Origin of the sequence: Paenibacillus sp. R14(2021) (genome assembly GCF_019431355.1) — a bacterium.
Lineage (GTDB): Bacteria > Bacillota > Bacilli > Paenibacillales > Paenibacillaceae > Paenibacillus_Z.
In genome coordinates, this window is the sequence record NZ_CP080269.1 from 487,165 (window position 1) to 506,540 (window position 19,376).

19 protein-coding genes and 1 riboswitch are annotated in these 19,376 nt (G+C 55.2%); of the genes, 18 read left to right on the forward strand and 1 reads right to left on the reverse strand.

The window, feature by feature from the left end:
- Positions 1-98 precede the first annotated feature (98 nt).
- The 5 genes from KXU80_RS02545 to KXU80_RS02565 all read left to right on the forward strand — a co-directional run bounded on the left by KXU80_RS02545 (position 99) and on the right by KXU80_RS02565 (position 5,621).
- Entirely contained in the window at positions 99-1,832 is a 1,734-nt protein-coding gene (locus KXU80_RS02545) for a 2-oxoacid:acceptor oxidoreductase subunit alpha (protein WP_219836736.1), read from the forward strand.
- A gap of 1 nt (position 1,833) precedes the next feature.
- Positions 1,834-2,700: a 2-oxoacid:ferredoxin oxidoreductase subunit beta gene (locus KXU80_RS02550; protein WP_219836737.1), complete on the forward strand. Its 867-nt coding sequence runs from the start codon at positions 1,834-1,836 to the stop codon at positions 2,698-2,700.
- 99 nt (positions 2,701-2,799) lie between these two features.
- The gene (locus KXU80_RS02555; RefSeq protein ID WP_219836738.1) at positions 2,800-3,375 is read left to right on the forward strand and encodes a phosphate propanoyltransferase; all 576 of its coding nucleotides are present in this window, start codon (positions 2,800-2,802) and stop codon (positions 3,373-3,375) included.
- 181 nt (positions 3,376-3,556) lie between these two features.
- Entirely contained in the window at positions 3,557-5,107 is a 1,551-nt protein-coding gene (gene miaB / locus KXU80_RS02560) for a tRNA (N6-isopentenyl adenosine(37)-C2)-methylthiotransferase MiaB (RefSeq protein WP_219838833.1), read from the forward strand.
- 25 nt (positions 5,108-5,132) lie between these two features.
- Positions 5,133-5,621 carry a YlbF/YmcA family competence regulator gene (locus tag KXU80_RS02565; RefSeq protein ID WP_219836739.1) on the forward strand — a complete coding sequence of 163 codons (489 nt, stop codon included), beginning with the start codon at positions 5,133-5,135 and terminating at the stop codon, positions 5,619-5,621.
- A gap of 60 nt (positions 5,622-5,681) precedes the next feature.
- Here KXU80_RS02565 and KXU80_RS02570 read toward each other — a convergent pair whose 3' ends face one another.
- On the reverse strand, positions 5,682-6,899 hold the full coding sequence (locus KXU80_RS02570) for an MFS transporter (protein WP_258171207.1): 1,218 nt from the start codon (positions 6,897-6,899) through the stop codon (positions 5,682-5,684).
- A 177-nt stretch (positions 6,900-7,076) separates the two neighbouring features.
- Here KXU80_RS02570 and lepB point away from each other — a divergent pair, with 177 nt between their 5' ends.
- The 13 genes from lepB to cobS all read left to right on the forward strand — a co-directional run bounded on the left by lepB (position 7,077) and on the right by cobS (position 19,375).
- A complete protein-coding gene (gene lepB / locus KXU80_RS02575; protein WP_258171208.1) occupies positions 7,077-7,601 on the forward strand; it encodes a signal peptidase I in 525 nt (174 codons plus the stop codon).
- 4 nt (positions 7,602-7,605) lie between these two features.
- A complete protein-coding gene (locus KXU80_RS02580) occupies positions 7,606-8,625 on the forward strand; it encodes a DUF4184 family protein (protein WP_219836740.1) in 1,020 nt (339 codons plus the stop codon).
- A 79-nt stretch (positions 8,626-8,704) separates the two neighbouring features.
- Positions 8,705-9,019 (forward strand): DUF3889 domain-containing protein, encoded by a 315-nt coding sequence (locus KXU80_RS02585; RefSeq protein ID WP_219836741.1) that lies wholly within the window; start codon positions 8,705-8,707, stop codon positions 9,017-9,019.
- 88 nt (positions 9,020-9,107) lie between these two features.
- Positions 9,108-9,419 carry a heavy metal-binding domain-containing protein gene (locus KXU80_RS02590; RefSeq protein ID WP_219836742.1) on the forward strand — a complete coding sequence of 104 codons (312 nt, stop codon included), beginning with the start codon at positions 9,108-9,110 and terminating at the stop codon, positions 9,417-9,419.
- Positions 9,420-9,569: 150 nt separating this feature from the next.
- Entirely contained in the window at positions 9,570-9,878 is a 309-nt protein-coding gene (locus KXU80_RS02595; protein ID WP_219836743.1) for a rhodanese-like domain-containing protein, read from the forward strand.
- 161 nt (positions 9,879-10,039) lie between these two features.
- Positions 10,040-12,250, forward strand: a complete 2,211-nt coding sequence (locus KXU80_RS02600) for a heavy metal translocating P-type ATPase (protein WP_219836744.1) — start codon at positions 10,040-10,042, stop codon at positions 12,248-12,250.
- A 264-nt stretch (positions 12,251-12,514) separates the two neighbouring features.
- Positions 12,515-12,742: riboswitch (cobalamin riboswitch) on the forward strand.
- Between the two features lie 228 nt (positions 12,743-12,970).
- Entirely contained in the window at positions 12,971-14,026 is a 1,056-nt protein-coding gene (locus tag KXU80_RS02605; protein ID WP_219836745.1) for an ABC transporter substrate-binding protein, read from the forward strand.
- Between the two features lies 1 nt (position 14,027).
- Positions 14,028-15,065 carry a FecCD family ABC transporter permease gene (locus KXU80_RS02610; protein WP_219836746.1) on the forward strand — a complete coding sequence of 346 codons (1,038 nt, stop codon included), beginning with the start codon at positions 14,028-14,030 and terminating at the stop codon, positions 15,063-15,065.
- Complete coding sequence (locus KXU80_RS02615; protein WP_219836747.1) at positions 15,062-15,889, forward strand: ABC transporter ATP-binding protein; 828 nt, start codon at positions 15,062-15,064, stop codon at positions 15,887-15,889. The genes KXU80_RS02610 and KXU80_RS02615 overlap by 4 nt, the downstream gene beginning before the upstream one ends.
- A complete protein-coding gene (gene cobT, locus KXU80_RS02620) occupies positions 15,886-16,941 on the forward strand; it encodes a nicotinate-nucleotide--dimethylbenzimidazole phosphoribosyltransferase (RefSeq protein WP_374987741.1) in 1,056 nt (351 codons plus the stop codon). Before KXU80_RS02615 ends, cobT begins: the two co-directional genes overlap by 4 nt.
- 32 nt (positions 16,942-16,973) lie before the next feature.
- Complete coding sequence (gene cobU, locus KXU80_RS02625; RefSeq protein WP_258171209.1) at positions 16,974-17,597, forward strand: bifunctional adenosylcobinamide kinase/adenosylcobinamide-phosphate guanylyltransferase; 624 nt, start codon at positions 16,974-16,976, stop codon at positions 17,595-17,597.
- A 6-nt stretch (positions 17,598-17,603) separates the two neighbouring features.
- The gene (gene cbiB / locus KXU80_RS02630; protein ID WP_219836748.1) at positions 17,604-18,584 is read left to right on the forward strand and encodes an adenosylcobinamide-phosphate synthase CbiB; all 981 of its coding nucleotides are present in this window, start codon (positions 17,604-17,606) and stop codon (positions 18,582-18,584) included.
- Positions 18,566-19,375: an adenosylcobinamide-GDP ribazoletransferase gene (gene cobS / locus KXU80_RS02635; RefSeq protein ID WP_219836749.1), complete on the forward strand. Its 810-nt coding sequence runs from the start codon at positions 18,566-18,568 to the stop codon at positions 19,373-19,375. Before cbiB ends, cobS begins: the two co-directional genes overlap by 19 nt.
- Position 19,376 lies beyond the last annotated feature (1 nt).

The window sequence follows — 19,376 nt, forward strand, 5'->3', positions numbered from 1 at the left end:
ACATAAAATTTATTTGACCGTTGCATCGAATAAATTCACACTTTTGTAAAGAGTTGTTGAAAAATTTGCAGGTTTATTCAAAAGAGGAGATGGGCATTTTGATCAGTCAATTGTCTTGGAAAATCGGGGGACAGCAAGGGGAAGGCGTTGAAAGTACCGACCGTATTTTCTCGACAGCTCTAAACCGTCTGGGGTACTATCTGTACGGATACCGTCACTTTTCGTCACGGATCAAAGGCGGTCACACAAACAATAAAATTCGGATCAGCACGAAGCCAATGCTGGCTATTTCGGATGATCTCGACATCTTGGTTGCATTTGACCAGGAAAGTATTGATTTGAATGCGCATGAGCTGCGTGCGGGCGGTGTCGTTGTTGCCGACGCCAAGTTCAACCCGGTACTTCCAGAAGGCATTAATGCCAGACTGTTCCCGGTACCCATCACGACGATTGCTGAAGAGTTAGGCACATCCCTAATGAAAAACATGGTAGCGTCCGGCGCGTCTTGGGCGCTTCTTGGTCTGCCTATCGATGTTTTCAATAAAGCGGTCGAGGAAGAATTCGGCCGTAAAGGTCCGGCTATCGTAGAGAAAAATATCGAAGCGGTTAAACGCGGCTCCGATTTCGTTCTTGAGCTGGCAGGCGGACCGCTTGAAGAATTTCAACTTGAACCGGCTGACGGCAAACAAAAGCTGTTCATGATCGGCAACGAAGCGATTGGACTTGGCGCGGTAGCAGGCGGATGCCGTCTGATGTCCGCTTATCCCATTACGCCTGCTTCCGAGATTATGGAATATTTGATTAAGAAGCTTCCTAAGTTCGGCGGCACCGTTATTCAAACGGAGGACGAAATTGCGGCTGTAACGATGGCAATCGGCGCCAACTACGCCGGCGTGCGTACGATGACGGCTTCGGCAGGTCCTGGTTTGTCCCTGATGATGGAAGCGATCGGCCTTGCAGGCATGACGGAAACACCGCTGGTCATCGTGGATACGCAGCGCGGAGGTCCTTCTACAGGATTGCCGACGAAGCAGGAACAATCCGATCTCAACGCAATGATCTACGGTACGCACGGTGAAATTCCGAAAGTGGTCATCGCGCCTGCTACGTTGGAAGACTGCTTCTACGATACGATCGAATCTTTCAACCTCTCGGAACAATACCAGATTCCCGTTATTCTCATGACTGACCTTCAGCTCTCGCTCGGTAAACAATCCTGCGAGCCGCTTGATCTCAATAAAGTACCCATTAACCGCGGTAAGCTCGTTCGTGAGCTGCCTGAGCTTGAAACCAATGAGCTGTTTAAACGTTATGAACTTACGGAAGACGGCGTTTCCCCGCGCGTTATTCCAGGCGATAAATTCGGTCTTCATCACGTAACAGGCGTTGAGCACGACGAGACAGGACGCCCATCGGAGAGCGCAATCAACCGCAAGAAAATGATGGATAAACGTCTCACGAAGCTGGACGGCATGTACATCCGTGATGCTGTTCGCGTAGACGCGCCGCATGCTGAAGCGGATCTGCTCATCATCGGCATGGGATCAACGGGCGGAACCATCGACGAAGCGCGCCTTCGTTTGGAAGCTGATGGTCTGAAGACGAACCACATGACGATCCGTCAGATTCATCCGTTCCCTAAGGAGCTCGTAGCACCTTATCTGCAAAGCGCGGTTAAAGTCGTCGTGCTGGAGAACAATGCAACCGGTCAACTGGCTGACCAAGTGAAGCTTCACGCAGGCCATGCTGACAAGATTAAGAGCGTTCTGAAATACGACGGTAATCCGTTCCTGCCTTCCGATGTGCACAAAGCATGCAAGGAGTTGGTCTAAGATGGCAACATTTAAAGAGTTTCGTAACAACGTAAAGCCTAACTGGTGCCCGGGCTGCGGGGATTTCTCCGTACAGGCTGCCATTCAGCGGGCTGCTGCAAACGTTGGTCTTGAGCCGGAAGGCTTGGCTGTTATTTCCGGAATCGGCTGTTCTGGCCGGATCTCCGGCTACGTCAATGCATACGGCCTCCACGGTATTCATGGCCGCGCATTGCCGATCGCGCAAGGGGTGAAGCTGGCAAACCGCGAGCTGACGGTTATCGCCTCCGGCGGCGATGGCGATGGCTTTGCAATCGGTATGGGACATACTGTACATGCGATTCGCCGTAACGTTAACATTACGTATATCGTTATGGATAACCAAATCTACGGGTTGACCAAAGGTCAAACATCGCCGCGAAGCGCAGAAGGCTTCAAGACGAAGTCGACGCCTGAAGGTTCCATTGAGTCCACGCTTTCACCGCTTGAAATTGCGATGTCGGCCGGCGCTACTTTCATTGCGCAGTCGTTCTCGAGCGATTTGAAGCAGCTGACCGCATTGATTGAAGCTGGTTTGAACCATGAAGGCTTCTCGCTGATCAACGTGTTCAGCCCATGCGTAACGTTCAACAAAGTGAACACGTACGACTGGTTCAAAGAAAATATCGTGAACCTGGATCAATTCCCGGATTACGATGCCACGAACCGTATTGCGGCGATGAACAAAATTATGGAAACAAACGGCATGCTCACAGGATTGATCTATCAGAACAAAGAACGCAAATCCTACGAGGATTTGGTTACAGGCTTCCAGCCTGAAGCACTGGCAAACCAAGATTTGACTTTGTCACAGGAGCAGTTCGATAAACTCGTAGCCGAGTTTAAATAATTGTCTGCAGATCAAATACGAATAAGGCATACCGTTCGGCTTGTGAACGGTATGCCTTTCTTTAACGAAACGAAACGAGACAGAAAGCAGGAGTATGACATGATGAAAGTTCCAGTCGGCGTATCCGCCAGACATATCCATTTAGAGCAGGCACATGTAAAAATTTTGTTTGGACAAGGAGCAGAACTGTCGGTGTTCAAGCCGCTCTCCCAGCCCGGTCAATACGCCGCGAACGAAACGGTCGAGGTTACGGGGCCGAAAGGCAGCTTCGGTAAAGTACGTATTCTTGGGCCTGTCCGCAAACGTACGCAGCTTGAAGTATCCCGGACAGATGCGTTTACGCTTGGTATAAATCCGCCCGTACGCGAGTCGGGCGATATTGCGGGCTCTGCGGGAATTACGATTAAAGGACCGGCAGGCGAGGTGACGATCGAAGAAGGCGTTATTGTTGCCGCTCGTCATATTCACTTCCATACGAGCGACGCGGAGCGCTGGGGGATTGCCGATAAACAGCGTTTGTCCGTCCGTCTGCATGGAGAGCGCGGCGTCGTTCTGGAGAATGTCATTGCGCGGGTATCACCCGAGTTTGCACTGGACATGCATATTGATACGGATGAAGCGAATGCCGCAGGCGCCAAAACCGGAGACGAAGCTGAAATCATCAGCCTAGGCTAAAGAGAAAAGAGTTACCGATAGAAACGAATCAAGAGACAATTGCCGGTAAATCGGCGATTGTCTCTTTTTTCTCACAACTTTGCGGATTGATGGGGCTGGAGGGTGCATTTTCCTTTCTAATCGGAATGGATTTTGATATAATCTTGGAATGGACACGTATAGAGAGGGGACGTGAATGGTTGTGAGCAGCGGCGATAAGGACTTCTCTAAGTACTTTGACTATTCGAGCGCGAAGGTACTGAAGGAATCGGATGGAAAAACAACCTACCGGATCAACGGTCGGGATATAACGATAAATGCAGCACCGAATTATAAGGATGAGAAGCGCAGAGGAAAAGAAGAGATACAGGTGCATTACGAATCCGCGATTCCTCCAGAGCTCTTGGAGCTGGGCAAGGGAAAAACCTACAACATTACGACGTACGGCTGTCAGATGAACGAACATGACACCGAGGTCATGAAAGGTATTTTCGAACAACTGGGCTATACGGCTGTCGAGGATCGCAATCAAGCGGACGTGATTCTATTAAACACCTGTGCGGTGCGTGAGAACGCGGAAGATAAGGTTTTCGGCGAGCTAGGGCACCTGAAGCATCTGAAGCTGGAGAAGCCCGGGTTAATTCTGGGCGTATGCGGCTGCATGTCCCAGGAAGAATCGGTGGTCGGACGGATCATGCAGAAGCACGGCTTCGTGGATCTGATCTTCGGTACGCATAATATTCACCGTCTGCCGTATTTGCTTCAGGATGCACTCTTCAGCAAGGAAATGGTCGTTGAAGTGTGGTCCAAGGAAGGCGACATCATCGAGAACTTGCCGAAGAAACGCGAAGGCATGCGCGGATGGGTCAATATCATGTACGGCTGTGACAAGTTCTGTACCTATTGCATCGTCCCGTATACACGAGGCAAAGAGCGGAGCAGGCGGCCCGAGGATGTCATTGCCGAGGTTCGGGAGCTGGCACGCCAGGGCTTCAAGGAAATTACGCTGCTCGGCCAGAACGTCAACGCTTACGGTAAGGATTTTGAGGATATCGCTTACCGGTTCGGCGACCTCATGGCGGATATCGCCAAGATCGATCTGCCGCGCATTCGCTTCACGACGAGCCACCCCCGCGACTTCGACGATCATCTTATTGAAGTGCTTGCAACGGGCGGCAGCCTGGTAGAGCATATCCACCTGCCGGTACAGTCGGGCAGCACGGAAGTGTTAAAGCGAATGAGCCGCAAGTATACCCGCGAGATGTACTTGGAGCTGGTAGGCAAGATCAAGCGTGCGATTCCGAACGTGGTGCTGACGACCGACATTATCGTCGGATTCCCTGGGGAGACGGAAGAACAGTTCGAAGAGACCATCACGCTCATGAAGGAGGTCGGATTCTCATCGGCCTACACCTTCATCTACTCGCCGCGCGCAGGTACGCCTGCGGCGGATATGGCAGATAATATTCCTGAGAACGTGAAGCGGGCGCGTCTTGCGCGCTTGAACGCTGTCGTTGCCGAACTCAGCCGTCAAAGCAATGAATCGATGCAGGGTCAAGAGGTCGAAGTACTGATCGAAGGCCATAGCAAGAATAATGCGGATGTCTTATCGGGACGGACGCGTACCAATAAGCTGGTCCATATTCAAGGGCCGGCGTCGTGGATCGGACAGTTCATTAATGCGCGGGTTACGGAAGCACAAACCTGGTATATCAAAGCGGAGCCAATCATAAAACATGAGGCCGTATCTTAATGTATCGGCTGGAGGAGATGGAATAATGGCAAACGAACAAACAGCTAAACATGAACACGATCATGACCATGATCACCATCACGGCATCAGATTCGACGTTCCGAAATTCAATACCGAAGACATCATCGTACGCGCCGATATTATGGCCAAAACGAAAGAGCTCGCAGGCATGATCTTCACGTCGGAGGAAGTGCAGCAGTTCCAGCGCGCCGAGAAGCAAATTCAAGGCAACGACCGCATTCAGGGCTTGATTGCCCAAATCAAGAAGAAGCAGAAAGAAATCGTTGCGTTCGAGACGACGTTCAAGAACGCCGATATGGTCGCGAAGATCGAGCAAGAGATCGAAGTGCTTCAGGATGAGCTGGACGGCATTCCGATCGTAACCGAATTCCAGCAAAGCCAAGCGGATATCAACTATCTGCTGCAGACAATCGTTTCCGTTATTCGCGATACGGTTGCAGAGAAAATTACCATTGAAGATGCACAAACCGAAGATCCGGAAGAGTGCATGTAATTAAATAAACGAACACCTGCCGATATTGTGCTTTGCAGCATCGACAGGTGTTTTTTTGATTCAAGATGCGGTTTTGGCGGGGGCGGCACTGGATCGTTTCCAGAACAGCGCGAGCAAGAGGGCAATTAGCGCGAATGCGCCGCCGAGCCAGAAGCCGTAATCACGGCCGAACATGTCGTTAACGAAGCCCGCCAAGAAGGGGCCGGCAAACATGCCGATCGAATAAACGGCTTGGTAGAATCCCATCGCTGTCGCGCGTTTGGAGGATGCGAAGGGCTGAATGGCAAGACCGAGCAGGATAGGCAGGTGCATGCCCTGCGCGAAGCCGTTCAACACCTGCGTCAGCGCGAGCAAGCCGAGGCTGGGCGAATAGGCTATGGCAACCGTGAAGATACCGCTCAGCAGGAAGGCGATTGCGATGACATTCCAGGTCCCGCACCGAGGGACGAGCCACCGGCCGGTAATTAAGGAAGCAGCTGCATGCGGAATCATGAAGGCGACGACAATGAGCGTCAACTGACCGCTGGAGGCACCTAATGAGGTTGCTTTAAGCGGCGTGAATCCGAACATCGTAATGAAGAGCACGCAGTGCGCCAGAATAGATAGCGTGGATACTTGCTGCAAGGAAGGCGTCCGCACGATTTCCCGCAAATGCCGAAGCGAGATCGGTGAACGCGCGACGCCTTCACGCGGCTCTTTGACCGCGAAGGATAAGGCCAAGCCGGCTGCGCCTAGAATGATGCCTGCGAGAAATGCCGCATGCCAGCTGTATGCGCCAGCCAGCCAGCCGCTCAGCGTCATGCCGATGAGCTGCCCAGAGACGGTCATGACGCTGATATTGCTCATCGCCTTCGTTGCCTCGGATGAGGCGTAATAAGCGGCATAGAGGACAGTGAAAGCAACCCATGCGGATGCGCATACGCCGGACATCATACGTCCTGCAAGCGGCCACAGCCAAGAGCCGGGCACCATGAACAAGAGACAGCTTAGCGCGCCGCTGATCATACCAAGCATGAGAAACGGCTTGCGCTTATGGAGCTTGTCGGACAAGAGTCCGAGCGGGAAGCGGATGAACATTTGCATGAAGCCGTAGCTGCCGAGCACGATGCCGATCAGGACGTCGGCGTAGCCGCTGCTCTTCATAAACGGAGATAGGATCGGCACATAGATATACAACGTTGACCAATACAGCAGCGTGACGGTAATGAAGATGGCATGATCAGACCGATTTGTTGGTATGGCAGCTGCATGTTCCTGGGTCGTAGGGACAGCGGACAAAGAAAGTTTCGCTCCTTCCGGGGAAAGTAGAGTCAGTCTTCTAACTGTATAATAGGATATCAGGCAGAGCAATGCTTTTTAGGCAAAATGGCGCTTTCCAAGAAACTTATTTATCGCTATCGTCGTATTAGTTAGCGTAGCAATTGGAAATGCGAACCTGGAGAGGAGTAAGCAGCATTGAAAAAATCATGGATTCGAGAGGTTAGGGATTGGGCGGTCACGCTTGGAATCGCGATGACGGCAGCGCTGCTCATCCAAAATTACGCCTTCGCGCAAACCGAAGTAAAGAACATATCGATGCAGAAAACGCTCGTCGAAGGGCAGCGTCTCATTGAGGACAAGATCAGCTATCATTTTGAAATGCCGAATCGGGGAGATATTGTCATCATCGACGGTCCCGAAAGCGATAAACGGTTAATAAAACGCGTGGTCGGCCTGCCGGGCGATGTCCTTAATTTTACGGCTGACGGCCGGCTGCTGGTCAATAATGCGGTGCAGCAGGAAAGCTACGTCAAAGGGCGTACGTTCTCGAACGGGCTGAACGTTCCCTATACGGTTCCGACGAAGACGGTATTCGTCATGGGTGATAACCGCGAGAACAGCCAAGACAGCAGGGTGCTTGGCCCGATTGCCTTGTCGAGTCTCGAGGGACGAGCTATTTTCCGGTTGTGGCCGTTAAGCAAGTTTGGGCAGTTGGATTAATCGGATGCCGTTCACATTCTCACATCCGCTCTTTGCGGTGCCGCTGCGACGAATTGCGCCTAAATGGCTCAGTGTGACGGGTCTTGCGCTGGGCAGCATGATTCCGGATATGGAGTATTTCATGGCGATGGAATCGTACCAAACCATCGGTCATTCATTTCTTGGCTTTCTGGTGCAGGGCTTGCCGCTCAGCATTGCAACGGCGTTTGCCTTCCATCTCATTGTAAAGCCGGTCCTGCCTAAGTTGTTCCCTGCCGCGGGCGGTATCGATCAGTTCGTGAAGAGCTTAACAGGTGATTGGCAGCTTCGCTCAGGGCGTACATGGCTTGTTTTCCTGATTTCCTTGCTCCTCGGCTATTGGACACATATCTTTATGGATGCCTGGACGCATGGGACCGGTATCTATGTAGAGTGGATTCCCGCGCTGCACCGGAAGTATGTAGGCGAACCGCTCTATCAGCTGCTGCAGTACGGATTCTCGCTGATCGGGGTGATCGTTCCTGCACTTCTGCTGCTCAATCGCTATATCCGATGGCGTATTGCCGCAAAACCAAGGAGCCTTCCGGCGGTCGAGACCGCGGGCATGAAGCTGCTGCTATGGGTATATGCCGCAGGCTTCGGTTTTATTTTATTCGCGGTAAAATTGCTGTTTTCGATGAATCGGAGCAATATCGTGAGCGTGGCGATCGTGGCGCCGCTCTCTGCTGCGCTGTTCGGCATCCTGGCGGCTTCCATGCTGTATACGGCTGCAAGGAACGGCAGTCTCGCTAAAGGGATAGGCGCCGTAGTCTTGCTCCTGCTCACGATGTCCTCGCTGAAAATCCTTGCGATCCTGTGGCCGGGATTATTGCCTAATGGTCACTACTGGATGTCTCGGCCCAAAGGCGAATTTATACCGCTTTGGTGCGCTTTTATCTGGTGTTGGTCAATCATGCTGCTGATCTGCTGCCGAATGATTGCGGGCAAACGGAGAACCGTTCACACCGGGCAGGCTCGGTTAACGCGGCCGAACCGAATGGTGTAAGGCGACGCTTCACTTGCATAAAGCCGCTGTTCATGGGGGATTCTACCATCGCCAAGTAGCAGGGGGTGCGTGAAGAACGATGAAACGATTCGGAATCATGGTTGTGCTAATAGTTGTCTTCGCAGGCCGGATGACCGCGGTTTCAGCCGAGCCGTCCTATGCCAAATGGGGACAGCTCGCCATGAAAGAAACGGCAAAGCGCTATCAGGCGGACATTGTGGACTACAAGCATTTGGGGCGGCAGACGGAACAGGCCGGTCTATTATCCGAGAATTTCAGGCTGCTGCTAAGCGACGGCGGACGCAAGTTCGAAGTGACGGTGCGGATTTATTTTAAACCGGATAGCGAACAAGTGATGCGCATTCAGTTTACGGAGAGCGGCAGGGGGCAATAAGCTGCCGACTGTCGCAAGCGTCGAGTTTTTGAATCCTTTCGTTGCATACGCGCGTATGACCGACTATACCGTTTGGGAGGGATTATCGATGATTTTTTCTACGACACCTACAATTGAAGGCCAACCGATTCAACAGTACCTTGGCGTTGTGACTGGCGAGGCTATTATGGGCGCCAATATCGTCCGCGATATATTCGCCTCCATTACCGACATCGTCGGCGGCCGTTCCGGCGCCTATGAGACGAAGCTGAAGGAAGCCCGCGACGTGGCATTTAACGAAATGTCCAGTCAGGCGTCCCGCCTCGGCGCAAGTGCGATCGTGGGCATCGACATCGACTATGAAGTCGTTCGCGAAGGTATGCTGATGGTCGCTGTCAGTGGAACGGCCGTACGCATTTAATGACATGAACTGCATATCGGATCGAACGGCATCTGCAGCATATGCGGATGCTGTTTGCTTATAGAGGAAGCGCTGGACATGGATAGCGGAGGAAGAGTAAAATGCAAATGAGATTCTTGAATCCAGTCGTTTGAAGGAGCGGTAACCGAAATGGGAGAAATAACGGCAAGTGAACTTGAAACCCGGCTGCGCGAAGGCGAGAAGCTGAGCGTTATCGACGTGCGGGAGCCCGATGAGTGGGAGTCCGGCCATATTAAAGAAGCGGTCAGCATTCCGTTGTCCGTATTTGTTGAACGTTTGGGCGAGCTGGGCAATTTCGAAGAGCCTCTGTATATGGTGTGCAGAAGCGGCAACCGGAGCGGGAAGGCTTGCGATTATTTGGCCGCGCAGGGCTATGAAGTGGTCAACGTGCTAGGCGGCATGCTAAGCTGGCCCGGTGACGTGGTTACCGGCGAATAATCGATATAGAGCATCAGCACTTTCGCATGCAATGGCGGAAGTGCTTTTTTTTGTATCATGAGACAGGGGTGGCTGCCATATAGTGGAGAGTAGGACAGCTTGAGCAAGGGTAGACGTATGCGGGCCGTAGTCATCTGGCCGCATAACGAAGGAGGCCGGCTATGCAGCACGATAGCGCGGAGGATGTGCTGGATTTACGAATTCACGGCATGAGCTGCACGGCATGTGCAACACGCATAGAACGTGCGGTCGGCAAGCTGGCCGGCGTATCCGGTGTATCGGTTCATTATGCGGCGAAGTCGGCGTACATTACGTTCGAACCGGGTACCGTGACGCCGTCCGGCATTATCGAACGAATCGGACAAATCGGTTTTCAAGCCTTTCCATATGGTCGGGACGAGAACGAAGGCTCGGAAGTCGATGCTCTAAAGCTGAGGGTTTTCGCGGGCAGCCTGTTCACGCTCCCCCTGCTGTGGACGATGGCGCATCACTATGTCTGGCTAAGCGGCATACCGGTGCCCGGCTTCATTCAAGAGCCTATGCTGCAGCTGTTTTTGGCGTCGGCGGTGCAGTTCTTTATCGGCATGCCTTTCTATTTCGGCGCCTATTATGCGCTTCGTGAACGAACGGCGAATATGGATGTGCTCGTGGCGATCGGCACAACGGCCGCATTCCTCTACAGCTACATTGCCATGCTTACGGGGGGAGCACTCTATTTCGAAACGCCGGCAGTCGTCATTACGGCGGTCTTGGTCGGCAAGCTGCTGGAAGCGACCGCATCCGAACGGGTCATGAAGGAGAGCGACAGCTATTCGTCGCTGCAGGCGAAAGAAGCTTCCGTCGTGCGCAGCGGCCGCCAGGAGCGAATTCCGCTGGACCGGCTCCGTGTCGGTGATCTGCTGATTGTGGAAGTGAACGAGCGTCTGCCGGCAGACGGCATGATCGTGGAAGGAGAGTCAACGCTCGATGAATCATTTCTGACCGGTGAGAGCGGATTGGTGAAGCGGGGGATCGGGGATCACGTGTATGCCGGCACGACGGTGAGAGGGCAGACACTGCGCATACGGGTTTCAGCAACCGGCCCTAATACGATGCTGAGCCGTATCGCGGCATTAACTCGTCAGGCACAGTCGACGAAATCCTCCATCGGGCGGAAAGTCGACCGGCTCGCCGCTGTATTCGTACCGGTTATGATGCTCCTCTCGTTAAGCACGCTCCTATTGTGGCTGTTATGGCTGAGCCCGGGCGACTGGAAGAGTGCTTCCGTACATGCCTTGGCCGTACTCCTGGCCGCTTGTCCATGCGCACTCGGACTGGCAGCGCCCATCTCGCTCGTGCTCGCGACGGGCAAGCTGGCTAGGCGCGGCATTGTGCTCAAGGAAGCAAGTGCGCTGGAGCGGCTCGCGCAGCTGGATACGATCGTGCTGGATAAGACAGGCACGTTGACGGAAGGCAAGCCGGCGGTTACAGGAATAACGGCGCTGAGCAGCTCGCCGAATGCGCTGCTGCGGCTTGCGGCGGCTGCCGAGGCGGGCTCGCAGCATCCTTTCGCCGAGGCGGTGCGGGAGGCGGCGAGGCGGGCGGGGATCGTCGTCCCGGCGTCCGCGTTCTACCAAGCCTACCCCGGCAAAGGAATTACTGCTCAGGTGGAAGGGAAAGTAATCGAGATCGGCAACGCTAGCTTTGCGGCCGAACAATCATGGGAGATTCACCGGACGCTGCAGGGGTTCGTAAGCCGCAAGGAGGAGGCTGGAGAAACGGTGATCTACGCGGCGGTCGACGGCGTATGTGCAGGAGCGATTGCGCTGTCCGATCAGGTGAAGCGAACATCGCAGTCAGCCGTGGAGCTCTTGACGCACGGAGGCGTGCACGTGGTGCTGGCTACCGGCGATCATCATGCCGCGGCATCGTCCGTTGCGACATCGACAGGCATTCATGATGTGCACGCGGCCATGCTGCCGGAGCATAAAGCCGCGCTTGTCCGAAGGCTCCAGCACGAGGGACATATCGTTGCCATGGCCGGGGACGGCTGGAACGATGCGCCTGCGCTGGCCGCAGCGGATGTCGGCATTGCCATGGGCGGCGGTACGGAAGCGGCACTGGATGCCGGACACATGACGCTGCTTCGTTCGCGGCTGACCGGCATTCCGGAAGCGCTTCAGATCAGCCGCTTAACCGTACGCAACATCCGCCAAAACCTATCCTTCGCGGTCATCTATAATGCGGTCGTCATTCCATTTGCGGCCGTTGGCGTCATCGAGCCGTGGATGGCGGGAACGGCGATGGCGCTCAGCTCGGTTTCCGTAGTGGGGAATGCGGTTCGTTTAAATGGGCAGATGAGCCGTTATTTGAATCGTCGGACGGCCGTGTAGAACGGGAAGACAGGGACAGCTCCGCGCCTGCTTGCACGCGGATCACGGCAAGCACGGCAGCGGCGGCATACAGGGCTGTGCGGCCCCGAACGGCAGCAGTCTTTTTCCGATTGACCAAGGGGAAACCTCCTAATGTCGAGTGTCCTGCTTGGAAATAGAAACCTGTAATACGTATGCGGCAGAACTCGATCAAAAGACCTCAATTTTGCGCTCCCGCAGTATAGACAACCTATAAAGGGAGTGGTATAGTTACTCAAGCACAATTACATAGGTGTTGTTACAGGTGCTGATAGACGCCGGAAGGCGAGCTTCAGCTTAATAGGGAAGACCGGTGAAAGACCGGCACGGACCCGCCACTGTAAGGAGCGCTTGGCTGCCTTGTGAGCCAAGCAATGGATCATAGCGAAGTCACTGGACGGATATCCCCGTCTGGGAAGACCTTGATGCCATCGACTCCAAGTCAGGAAACCTGCCTGTAATGCGACAAACGCTACCTACGTGGATTTAGGGAGGTGTTAGAGATGGGCATAGACATGAATTCGAACGCGAGTGAAGCGGCCGAACGGGTGTTTTGCCTGCCTGCCGATGTTCTTTGGAACATGAGCATTTCTGACACTAGAGTCGGAAATGCTTTTTTTGTTGCCTGAACGTAAAAGGGAGCAGCGTGCCGACGGTAATGCGTGCAGATAACAAGCAGAAGAAGATGGGGGAGAGAATAGGATGAAGTTAAAAAAGAAATCGGCCTATATGAAACTGGTGCTGTCGATGATGATTGCCGCGCTGCTGCTGCTTACAGCCGCATGCGGAACGGCGAAAAATACCGCTGACGATGCGTCCGGCAGTGCGAATACGCCTGCAAACACTGCCGCAGCGAACAATTCGGCAAGCGGCGCGGAGAATACGGGCACAGCCGCATCGGATAATGCGGGAACGCCGGCGGCGCAAGCGACAACAACGTATCCGCTTACGGTTAAAGACGCAACAAACACAGAGCTGACCTTCCAAGCAGCACCGCAGCACATCGTGACACTGGTGCCGAGCGAGACGGAGATCGTCTATGCGATCGGCGCCGGCGATTCGATCGTCGCTGTAGATGATTACTCCAATTACCCGAAGGAAGCGGCGGATAAACCAAAAATCGGCGGCATGGAAGCGGACATCGAGAAGATCGTATCGCTGAAGCCGGATCTGATCCTGGCAACGTACAGCATGAGCAAGGCCGTCGTCGACAAACTGCGCGCCTTGAAGCTGCCAGTTTACGCAACGGATCCTAAAACATATGATGCCGTCGTCGAGAAGGTGAAACAAATCGGCATTATTCTGAATAAGTCCGAGCAAGCAGCCGCCGTTGCTGACCATATGAACGAAGTTCGGACGCAGGTAGCGGAAGCTGTGAAGGATGCTCCGAAACCGAAGGTTTACCTAGAGTTCTCGCCGGGCTGGACGGTCGGCAAAGGCGAGTTTCTGGATGAACTGCTCACGATCGCCGGAGGCACGAACATCGCTGAGAAGCCGGGCTGGTACGAGATCGATCCGGAAGCGGTCGTGAAAGCGAACCCGGGCAGCATCATCTATGCGTCCATGACCGTGAAGGAAGGCGAGAAAAACCCGATTCTTGCCGCGATCGAATCCCGTCCGGGCTGGAATACGATTAACGCTATGAAGAATAAGCAGATTTTCGAGGTAGACCAGGATCCGCTGACACGCGTCGGCCCGCGCCTGGCGGACGGTCTGCTCGAGGTCGCCAAGAAGCTTCATCCGGATCTTGTTAAGTAAGATGCGGACCAAGTTATACGTGTATGGAGGAGCAGCGATGCTCCTCTTACTTGCATCTATCGTCGTCAGTCTTTCCTTAGGCTCCTCAGGCTTGCCGCTTAAGAATGTATGGGGCATTCTCGTTCATCAGCTGCCGGGCATGACGGATGCTTCGGCCAAATGGGATGCCAGCGAGATTGCGATTGTCACGCAGCTACGGCTCTCGCGCGTTGTGCTCGCCGTCCTGGTCGGCGCCTGCCTTGCGCTCGCAGGATCGGGCTTTCAAGGCGTGCTGCGGAACCCGCTAGCCGATCCGTTTACGCTCGGCGTGGCATCCGGCTGTTCCGTCGGCGCTGCCTTCATGATCGTCTTCGGGTTTCAAACGATGCTGGGGCTCTGGACGGTGCCGCTGGTCGCGTTTGCCACGGGGATGATCACGCTTCTTATTGTGTTCGGACTGTCACGGGCAAGAGGCTCTATGCATGTGGAGACGCTCATTCTCTCCGGTGTTATCGTGCAAGCGTTCCTAGGCGCCTTCGTTTCGTTCATGGTGTCATTGTCTAAAGGTGTCGTCAATGAGGCGATGTTCTGGCTGATGGGCAGCTTGAGCGCGCGAAGCTGGGAGCATGTCAAACTGATTACGCCATTTCTCATTGCAGGCCTTCCTGTCATGCTCCGCTACGCTCAGCATCTCAATCTATTCGTTTTCGGCGAGCGGCACGCGGCGCATATGGGCATTCATGTTGAACGCACGAAGCTGGTCGTTCTTATCGCATCTACGTTATTGACGGCGGTTGCCGTATCCATCGCAGGCGTCGTCGGCTTTGTCGGTCTCGTCGTGCCTCATTTGATCCGTTTGCTCGTTGGGCCCGACTACCGCATCATCGTGCCCATTTCCGCGCTCGGCGGCGGAATCTTCCTGTTGTGGGCGGATACGCTTGCGCGAACGGCGCTTAGTCCGAAGGAAATTTCGCTTGGTATCGTGACCGCTTTGATCGGCGCACCGTTCTTCGCGTATTTGCTCTATCGTCGCAAAGTGCTGCAAGGAGGAACGTCATGATTGAAGCGAAGCAGTTGTCCAAGACAATCGCAGGCCATGACGTGCTGCGCAGCATAAGCTTCTCGATGAGAAGAGGTGCGATGTACGGCATCATTGGACCAAATGGGGTCGGCAAGTCGACGCTGCTGCAGCTGCTGTCCGGCATGGATCAGCCCACGTCAGGCGAAGTTTTGCTGCAGGACAAACCGGCTGGTTCCTATAAACGCAAGGAGCTGGCTAGATGGGTCGCCGTTCTTCAGCAGGGCGGTCTGCCGGCCGCTATGTTTACGGTGCGCGAGGCTGTGACGATGGGAAGGTTCCCTTACCAGAACTGGCTTGGCGAGGAAGCTTCGCAAGGCGGGCTTGTCGTAGAGAACGCCTTGGAAGCGATGGGGCTGACAGCGCTGCGGGAACGCCGATTGGACGGTCTTAGCGGCGGTGAGCGCCAGCGGGTCGCGCTCGCCAAAGTTATGGCGCAGGAGCCGGAGCTCCTGCTGCTGGATGAGCCGACGACCTACTTGGATATCGGCTATCAAGTGCAGCTGCTGGACACCGTCAAGAAATGGCAGGAGGAGCGGGAGCTCACGATCGTCGCCGTGCTTCATGATTTGAATTTGGCGGCTCATTATTGCGATGAGCTGCTTGTCCTGCATGAAGGCGGCATAAGAGCCTTCGGGCCGCCGTCCGAAGTGATGAACCCTGAACTGATCAAGCAGGTGTTCGGAGCACGGGCGGTCGTGCTCCCGCACCCCGATACCGGCGTGCCGCAGCTGCTGCTGCTGCCGGATGCGCCGCCAGCGGAAGCAAACCGAGCATATATTCGAGAAGGAGAGAACCTGCGATGATGAATCAAGAATTAATGTCATTCATTAATGAAATCAGACCACTTGATGCTGCTGCGATGGAAGCTGCGCGGAAGCATCTTAACAGTTTAACGAAGCCGCCGGGCAGCCTTGGCAAGCTCGAGGAGATCGCTGTGCAAGCGGCAGGTATTACCGGGGAAATCGCGGCGGATGTGTCGAAGCGGGCTGTTATTGTCATGGCAGGCGACCATGGCGTATGCGAAGAGGGCGTCAGCGCGTTCCCGGCCGAGGTGACGCCGCAAATGGTGTTGAATTTTCTAGCGGGAGGAGCGGCCGTGAACGTGCTCGCAAGAGGAACGGGCGCCGACGTATTCTGCGTCGATATGGGCGTAAATGCGGAATTGGCCCATCCGTCTCTGCTGTCGTACAAGACGCGCAAAGGGACGGCGAATATGACGAAGGGGCCCGCCATGACGCGCGAAGAAGCGGTTGCAGCGATTCGCGGCGGCTTCGAACTAGCGGGCAAGCTCGCGGTGGACGGTTACCGGATGCTGGCGACCGGCGAGATGGGCATCGGCAACACGACGGCAAGCGCGGCGATCTGCGCGGTGCTCGGCGGCATGTCCGTTGATGAAGCCGTCGGGCTTGGCACTGGAATTCCGGAAGAACGGCGCCTGCATAAAGTGGATGTGGTGCACCGCGCGATCGCGTGCAATGCGCCTAATCCGGCAGATCCGGTCGACGTACTTGCAAAGGTAGGCGGATTGGAGATTGCCGGTCTCGTCGGCGTTATTCTCGGCGCTGCGGCAAACCGCTGCCTTGTCGTCATAGACGGCTTTATATCCTCGGCTGCCGCATTGGTCGCCGCTTCGATCGCGCCGGGAGCCGCTGCGTTTATGATGGGGTCGCATCTGTCCCAAGAGCAGGGCCACCGCAGATTGCTGCAGCGGATCGGATTGTCGCCGATGATACACCTCGATATGCGGCTAGGAGAAGGAACGGGCGCCGTACTTGGCTTTCATTTCGTGGATGCGGCGATTGCCGTGATGCGGGAAATGGCGACCTTCGAAAGCGCGGGCGTTTCGCGGGGGTAGCAAGGAAAAGCAATGAGAAGACATGGTTCGAAATGACGGCGAAACGAGGTGAGCAAGTGGCGATCTTCATTACGGGCGGCGCGCGGAGCGGAAAGAGCGGATTTGCGGAAGCCTACGCGATGAAGCTGGCGAAGCAGGGCGTATACATCGCTACGTCCCAAAGCTGGGATGACGAGATGAAGGCAAGGACGGCGCGTCATCGGCTGGATCGCGAGAAGTCTCAGTATCCCTGGCAAACGATTGAAGAACCATTCGAGCTCGCAGGGCTGCTGAGGAAGCTGGAAGAGCAGCATTCCGCAGCTGGCGGCGAGCGTACAGCCGTGCTCGTCGACTGTCTCACGCTATGGTTGACGAACTGGCTGCTTCGGCTGGACAAAGGAACGGACGGCGAGCTGGATGTGAACGATTACGAGGACCTGCATGCGGAGATCGAGAAGCTGATCGAAGCCGTCGCCGCTTATTCGGGGCCGCTGCTGCTCGTGACGAACGAGGTCGGCAGCGGAATTGTGCCTGCGTACCCGCTTGGGCGCAGGTTCCGCGACGAAGCGGGCCGATTAAATCGGAAGCTGGCTGCCATTTGCGGCGAAGCCTATCTCGTGGTAGCAGGGCTTCCGCTGGATTTAAAGAAGCACGCTTTTCAGCTGGAGGAGGACTAGTCGAGGATGCTGTTCTACTCCATCAATGAAATCCTGCTGCTGGCGGCAGCTGCCATTGTCATCGACTGGGTGGTCGGAGACCCGAACTGGCTGACGCATCCCGTGATTCGGATGGGCCGTTTGATCACGCGGCTCGAGCGAAGTTTAAGGCCTCCCGGAGCGGAATTGAAGCCGGCACAGCTCAAACGGCGCGGTGTTGTGCTTACGCTGACGACGGTGCTTGTTTCCTCCTGTCTGACTTACGCGGCATGTATGCTGGCCGCTTGGATTCACCCGTGGCTCGGGTATGCCGTATCGGCTTGGCTCATTTCGACAACGTTGGCTGTCAAGGGATTGAAAGACGCGGCGATGCTCGTCTATCGTCCGCTCGCGGCAGGCGATTTGGCGCTAGCCCGCATCCATGTCGGCTATATAGTGAGCCGCGATACGTCGGCGCTGGGAGAAAAGGAAGCCGCGCGGGCTGCGATTGAAACCGTGGCGGAAAACACGGTGGATGCGTTTCTTTCGCCGCTCGTGTTCGCTCTTCTTGGCGGCGCGCCGATTGCAATGTTATACCGCGCGGCCAATACGCTGGATTCCATGGTCGGCTATCGTAACGAACGTTATGCCCAATTCGGATGGGCGTCTGCCCGGTTCGACGACGTGCTCAACTATATACCTGCCCGGCTTTGCGGGCTGCTTCTTGCCGCTGCAGCTTGGGTGAGGCCGGGATTGTCCGCCGGGCGGGCGATCCGCGCTGTTCGCACATTCGCGCATCGTCATCCCAGCCCGAACAGCGGGATTCCGGAATCCGCTGTTGCCGGTGCGCTAGGTATCGAACTCGGCGGAGAGAATGTCTACTTCGGCGTCGTCAGCGAACGGGCCCGTCTGGGATGGCCGCTTCGTCCGCTTGAAGCGGAGGATATCGTTCGAACTGTCACATTGCTTTACGCAGTTAGTCTATTTTGTCTAGCGGGGGTGCTTGCAGCATGGTTATGGGTTTCCTGAAGCAGCAGCTTCAAGCGGCGGGCGCGGCTTTCCAGCTGCTGACGCGCATTCCGGTACCTGCGGCGATCCCGTTCACGCCGCAAATGCTGGCACGCAGCGTTGTCTATTACCCGCTGGTCGGCGCGGTAATCGGCGGTATCGTTGCAGCTGCCGGTTGGTTAATGGATGGGCGGGTTCCGCCGATGCCGTCTGCCGTCATCCTACTGTTCCTTTGGCTGCTCCTGAGCGGCGGTTTGCATCTGGACGGTCTGATGGATACGGCAGACGGCGTCTTGAGCCACCGCAAGCGGGAGCGGATGCTTGAAATCATGAAGGACAGCCGGGTAGGGGCGATGGGGGTTCTTGCGGCGGTTATGCTGCTGCTGTTCAAATTTTCCACCCTAAGCACATGGCTTGACGGTTGGACCAATTGGCCGACAGCTGCACCCCTGCTTGCATTAGCCTGCGGTCTCAGCAGATTGTGGCTTGTTTTCGCGATGGTATGCTGGCCTTTTGCCAGACCGGACGAAGGATTGGCTTCTTTATTCAAAGAGGTTCGTCCCCAGCATGCGGCGGCATCGTTCATCTTGCAGCTTGTTCTGACTGCGCTTTGCTTTCTGTTGTTTCCATCGTTGAATGCAGCCGGGCTATGCACGATCATGCTGATGGCTGGTCTTGCGCTCATCACCGGCGCTCTGCTCTCCGTCTGGTTGACTCGCAAGCTGGGCGGCTTGACCGGCGATACCTATGGTGCATCAGTCGAAATCATTGAAGCGGTGCTGTTGTTTGCACTCATGCTGAAATTGACATAGG

Excerpts from the sequence above, each read along its gene's own strand:
- KXU80_RS02550 (WP_219836737.1), top strand. The coding sequence starts at position 1,834 with ATGGCAACATTTAAAGAGTTTCGTAACAACGTAAAGCCTAACTGGTGC.
- KXU80_RS02555 (WP_219836738.1), top strand. The coding sequence starts at position 2,800 with ATGATGAAAGTTCCAGTCGGCGTATCCGCCAGACATATCCATTTAGAG.
- KXU80_RS02565 (WP_219836739.1), top strand. The coding sequence starts at position 5,133 with ATGGCAAACGAACAAACAGCTAAACATGAACACGATCATGACCATGAT.
- KXU80_RS02580 (WP_219836740.1), top strand. The coding sequence starts at position 7,606 with ATGCCGTTCACATTCTCACATCCGCTCTTTGCGGTGCCGCTGCGACGA.
- KXU80_RS02585 (WP_219836741.1), top strand. The coding sequence starts at position 8,705 with ATGAAACGATTCGGAATCATGGTTGTGCTAATAGTTGTCTTCGCAGGC.
- KXU80_RS02590 (WP_219836742.1), top strand. The coding sequence starts at position 9,108 with ATGATTTTTTCTACGACACCTACAATTGAAGGCCAACCGATTCAACAG.
- KXU80_RS02595 (WP_219836743.1), top strand. The coding sequence starts at position 9,570 with ATGGGAGAAATAACGGCAAGTGAACTTGAAACCCGGCTGCGCGAAGGC.
- KXU80_RS02600 (WP_219836744.1), top strand. The coding sequence starts at position 10,040 with ATGCAGCACGATAGCGCGGAGGATGTGCTGGATTTACGAATTCACGGC.
- KXU80_RS02605 (WP_219836745.1), top strand. The coding sequence starts at position 12,971 with ATGAAGTTAAAAAAGAAATCGGCCTATATGAAACTGGTGCTGTCGATG.
- KXU80_RS02610 (WP_219836746.1), top strand. The coding sequence starts at position 14,028 with ATGCGGACCAAGTTATACGTGTATGGAGGAGCAGCGATGCTCCTCTTA.
- KXU80_RS02615 (WP_219836747.1), top strand. The coding sequence starts at position 15,062 with ATGATTGAAGCGAAGCAGTTGTCCAAGACAATCGCAGGCCATGACGTG.
- cobT (WP_374987741.1), top strand. The coding sequence starts at position 15,886 with ATGATGAATCAAGAATTAATGTCATTCATTAATGAAATCAGACCACTT.
- cobU (WP_258171209.1), top strand. The coding sequence starts at position 16,974 with ATGACGGCGAAACGAGGTGAGCAAGTGGCGATCTTCATTACGGGCGGC.
- cbiB (WP_219836748.1), top strand. The coding sequence starts at position 17,604 with ATGCTGTTCTACTCCATCAATGAAATCCTGCTGCTGGCGGCAGCTGCC.
- cobS (WP_219836749.1), top strand. The coding sequence starts at position 18,566 with ATGGTTATGGGTTTCCTGAAGCAGCAGCTTCAAGCGGCGGGCGCGGCT.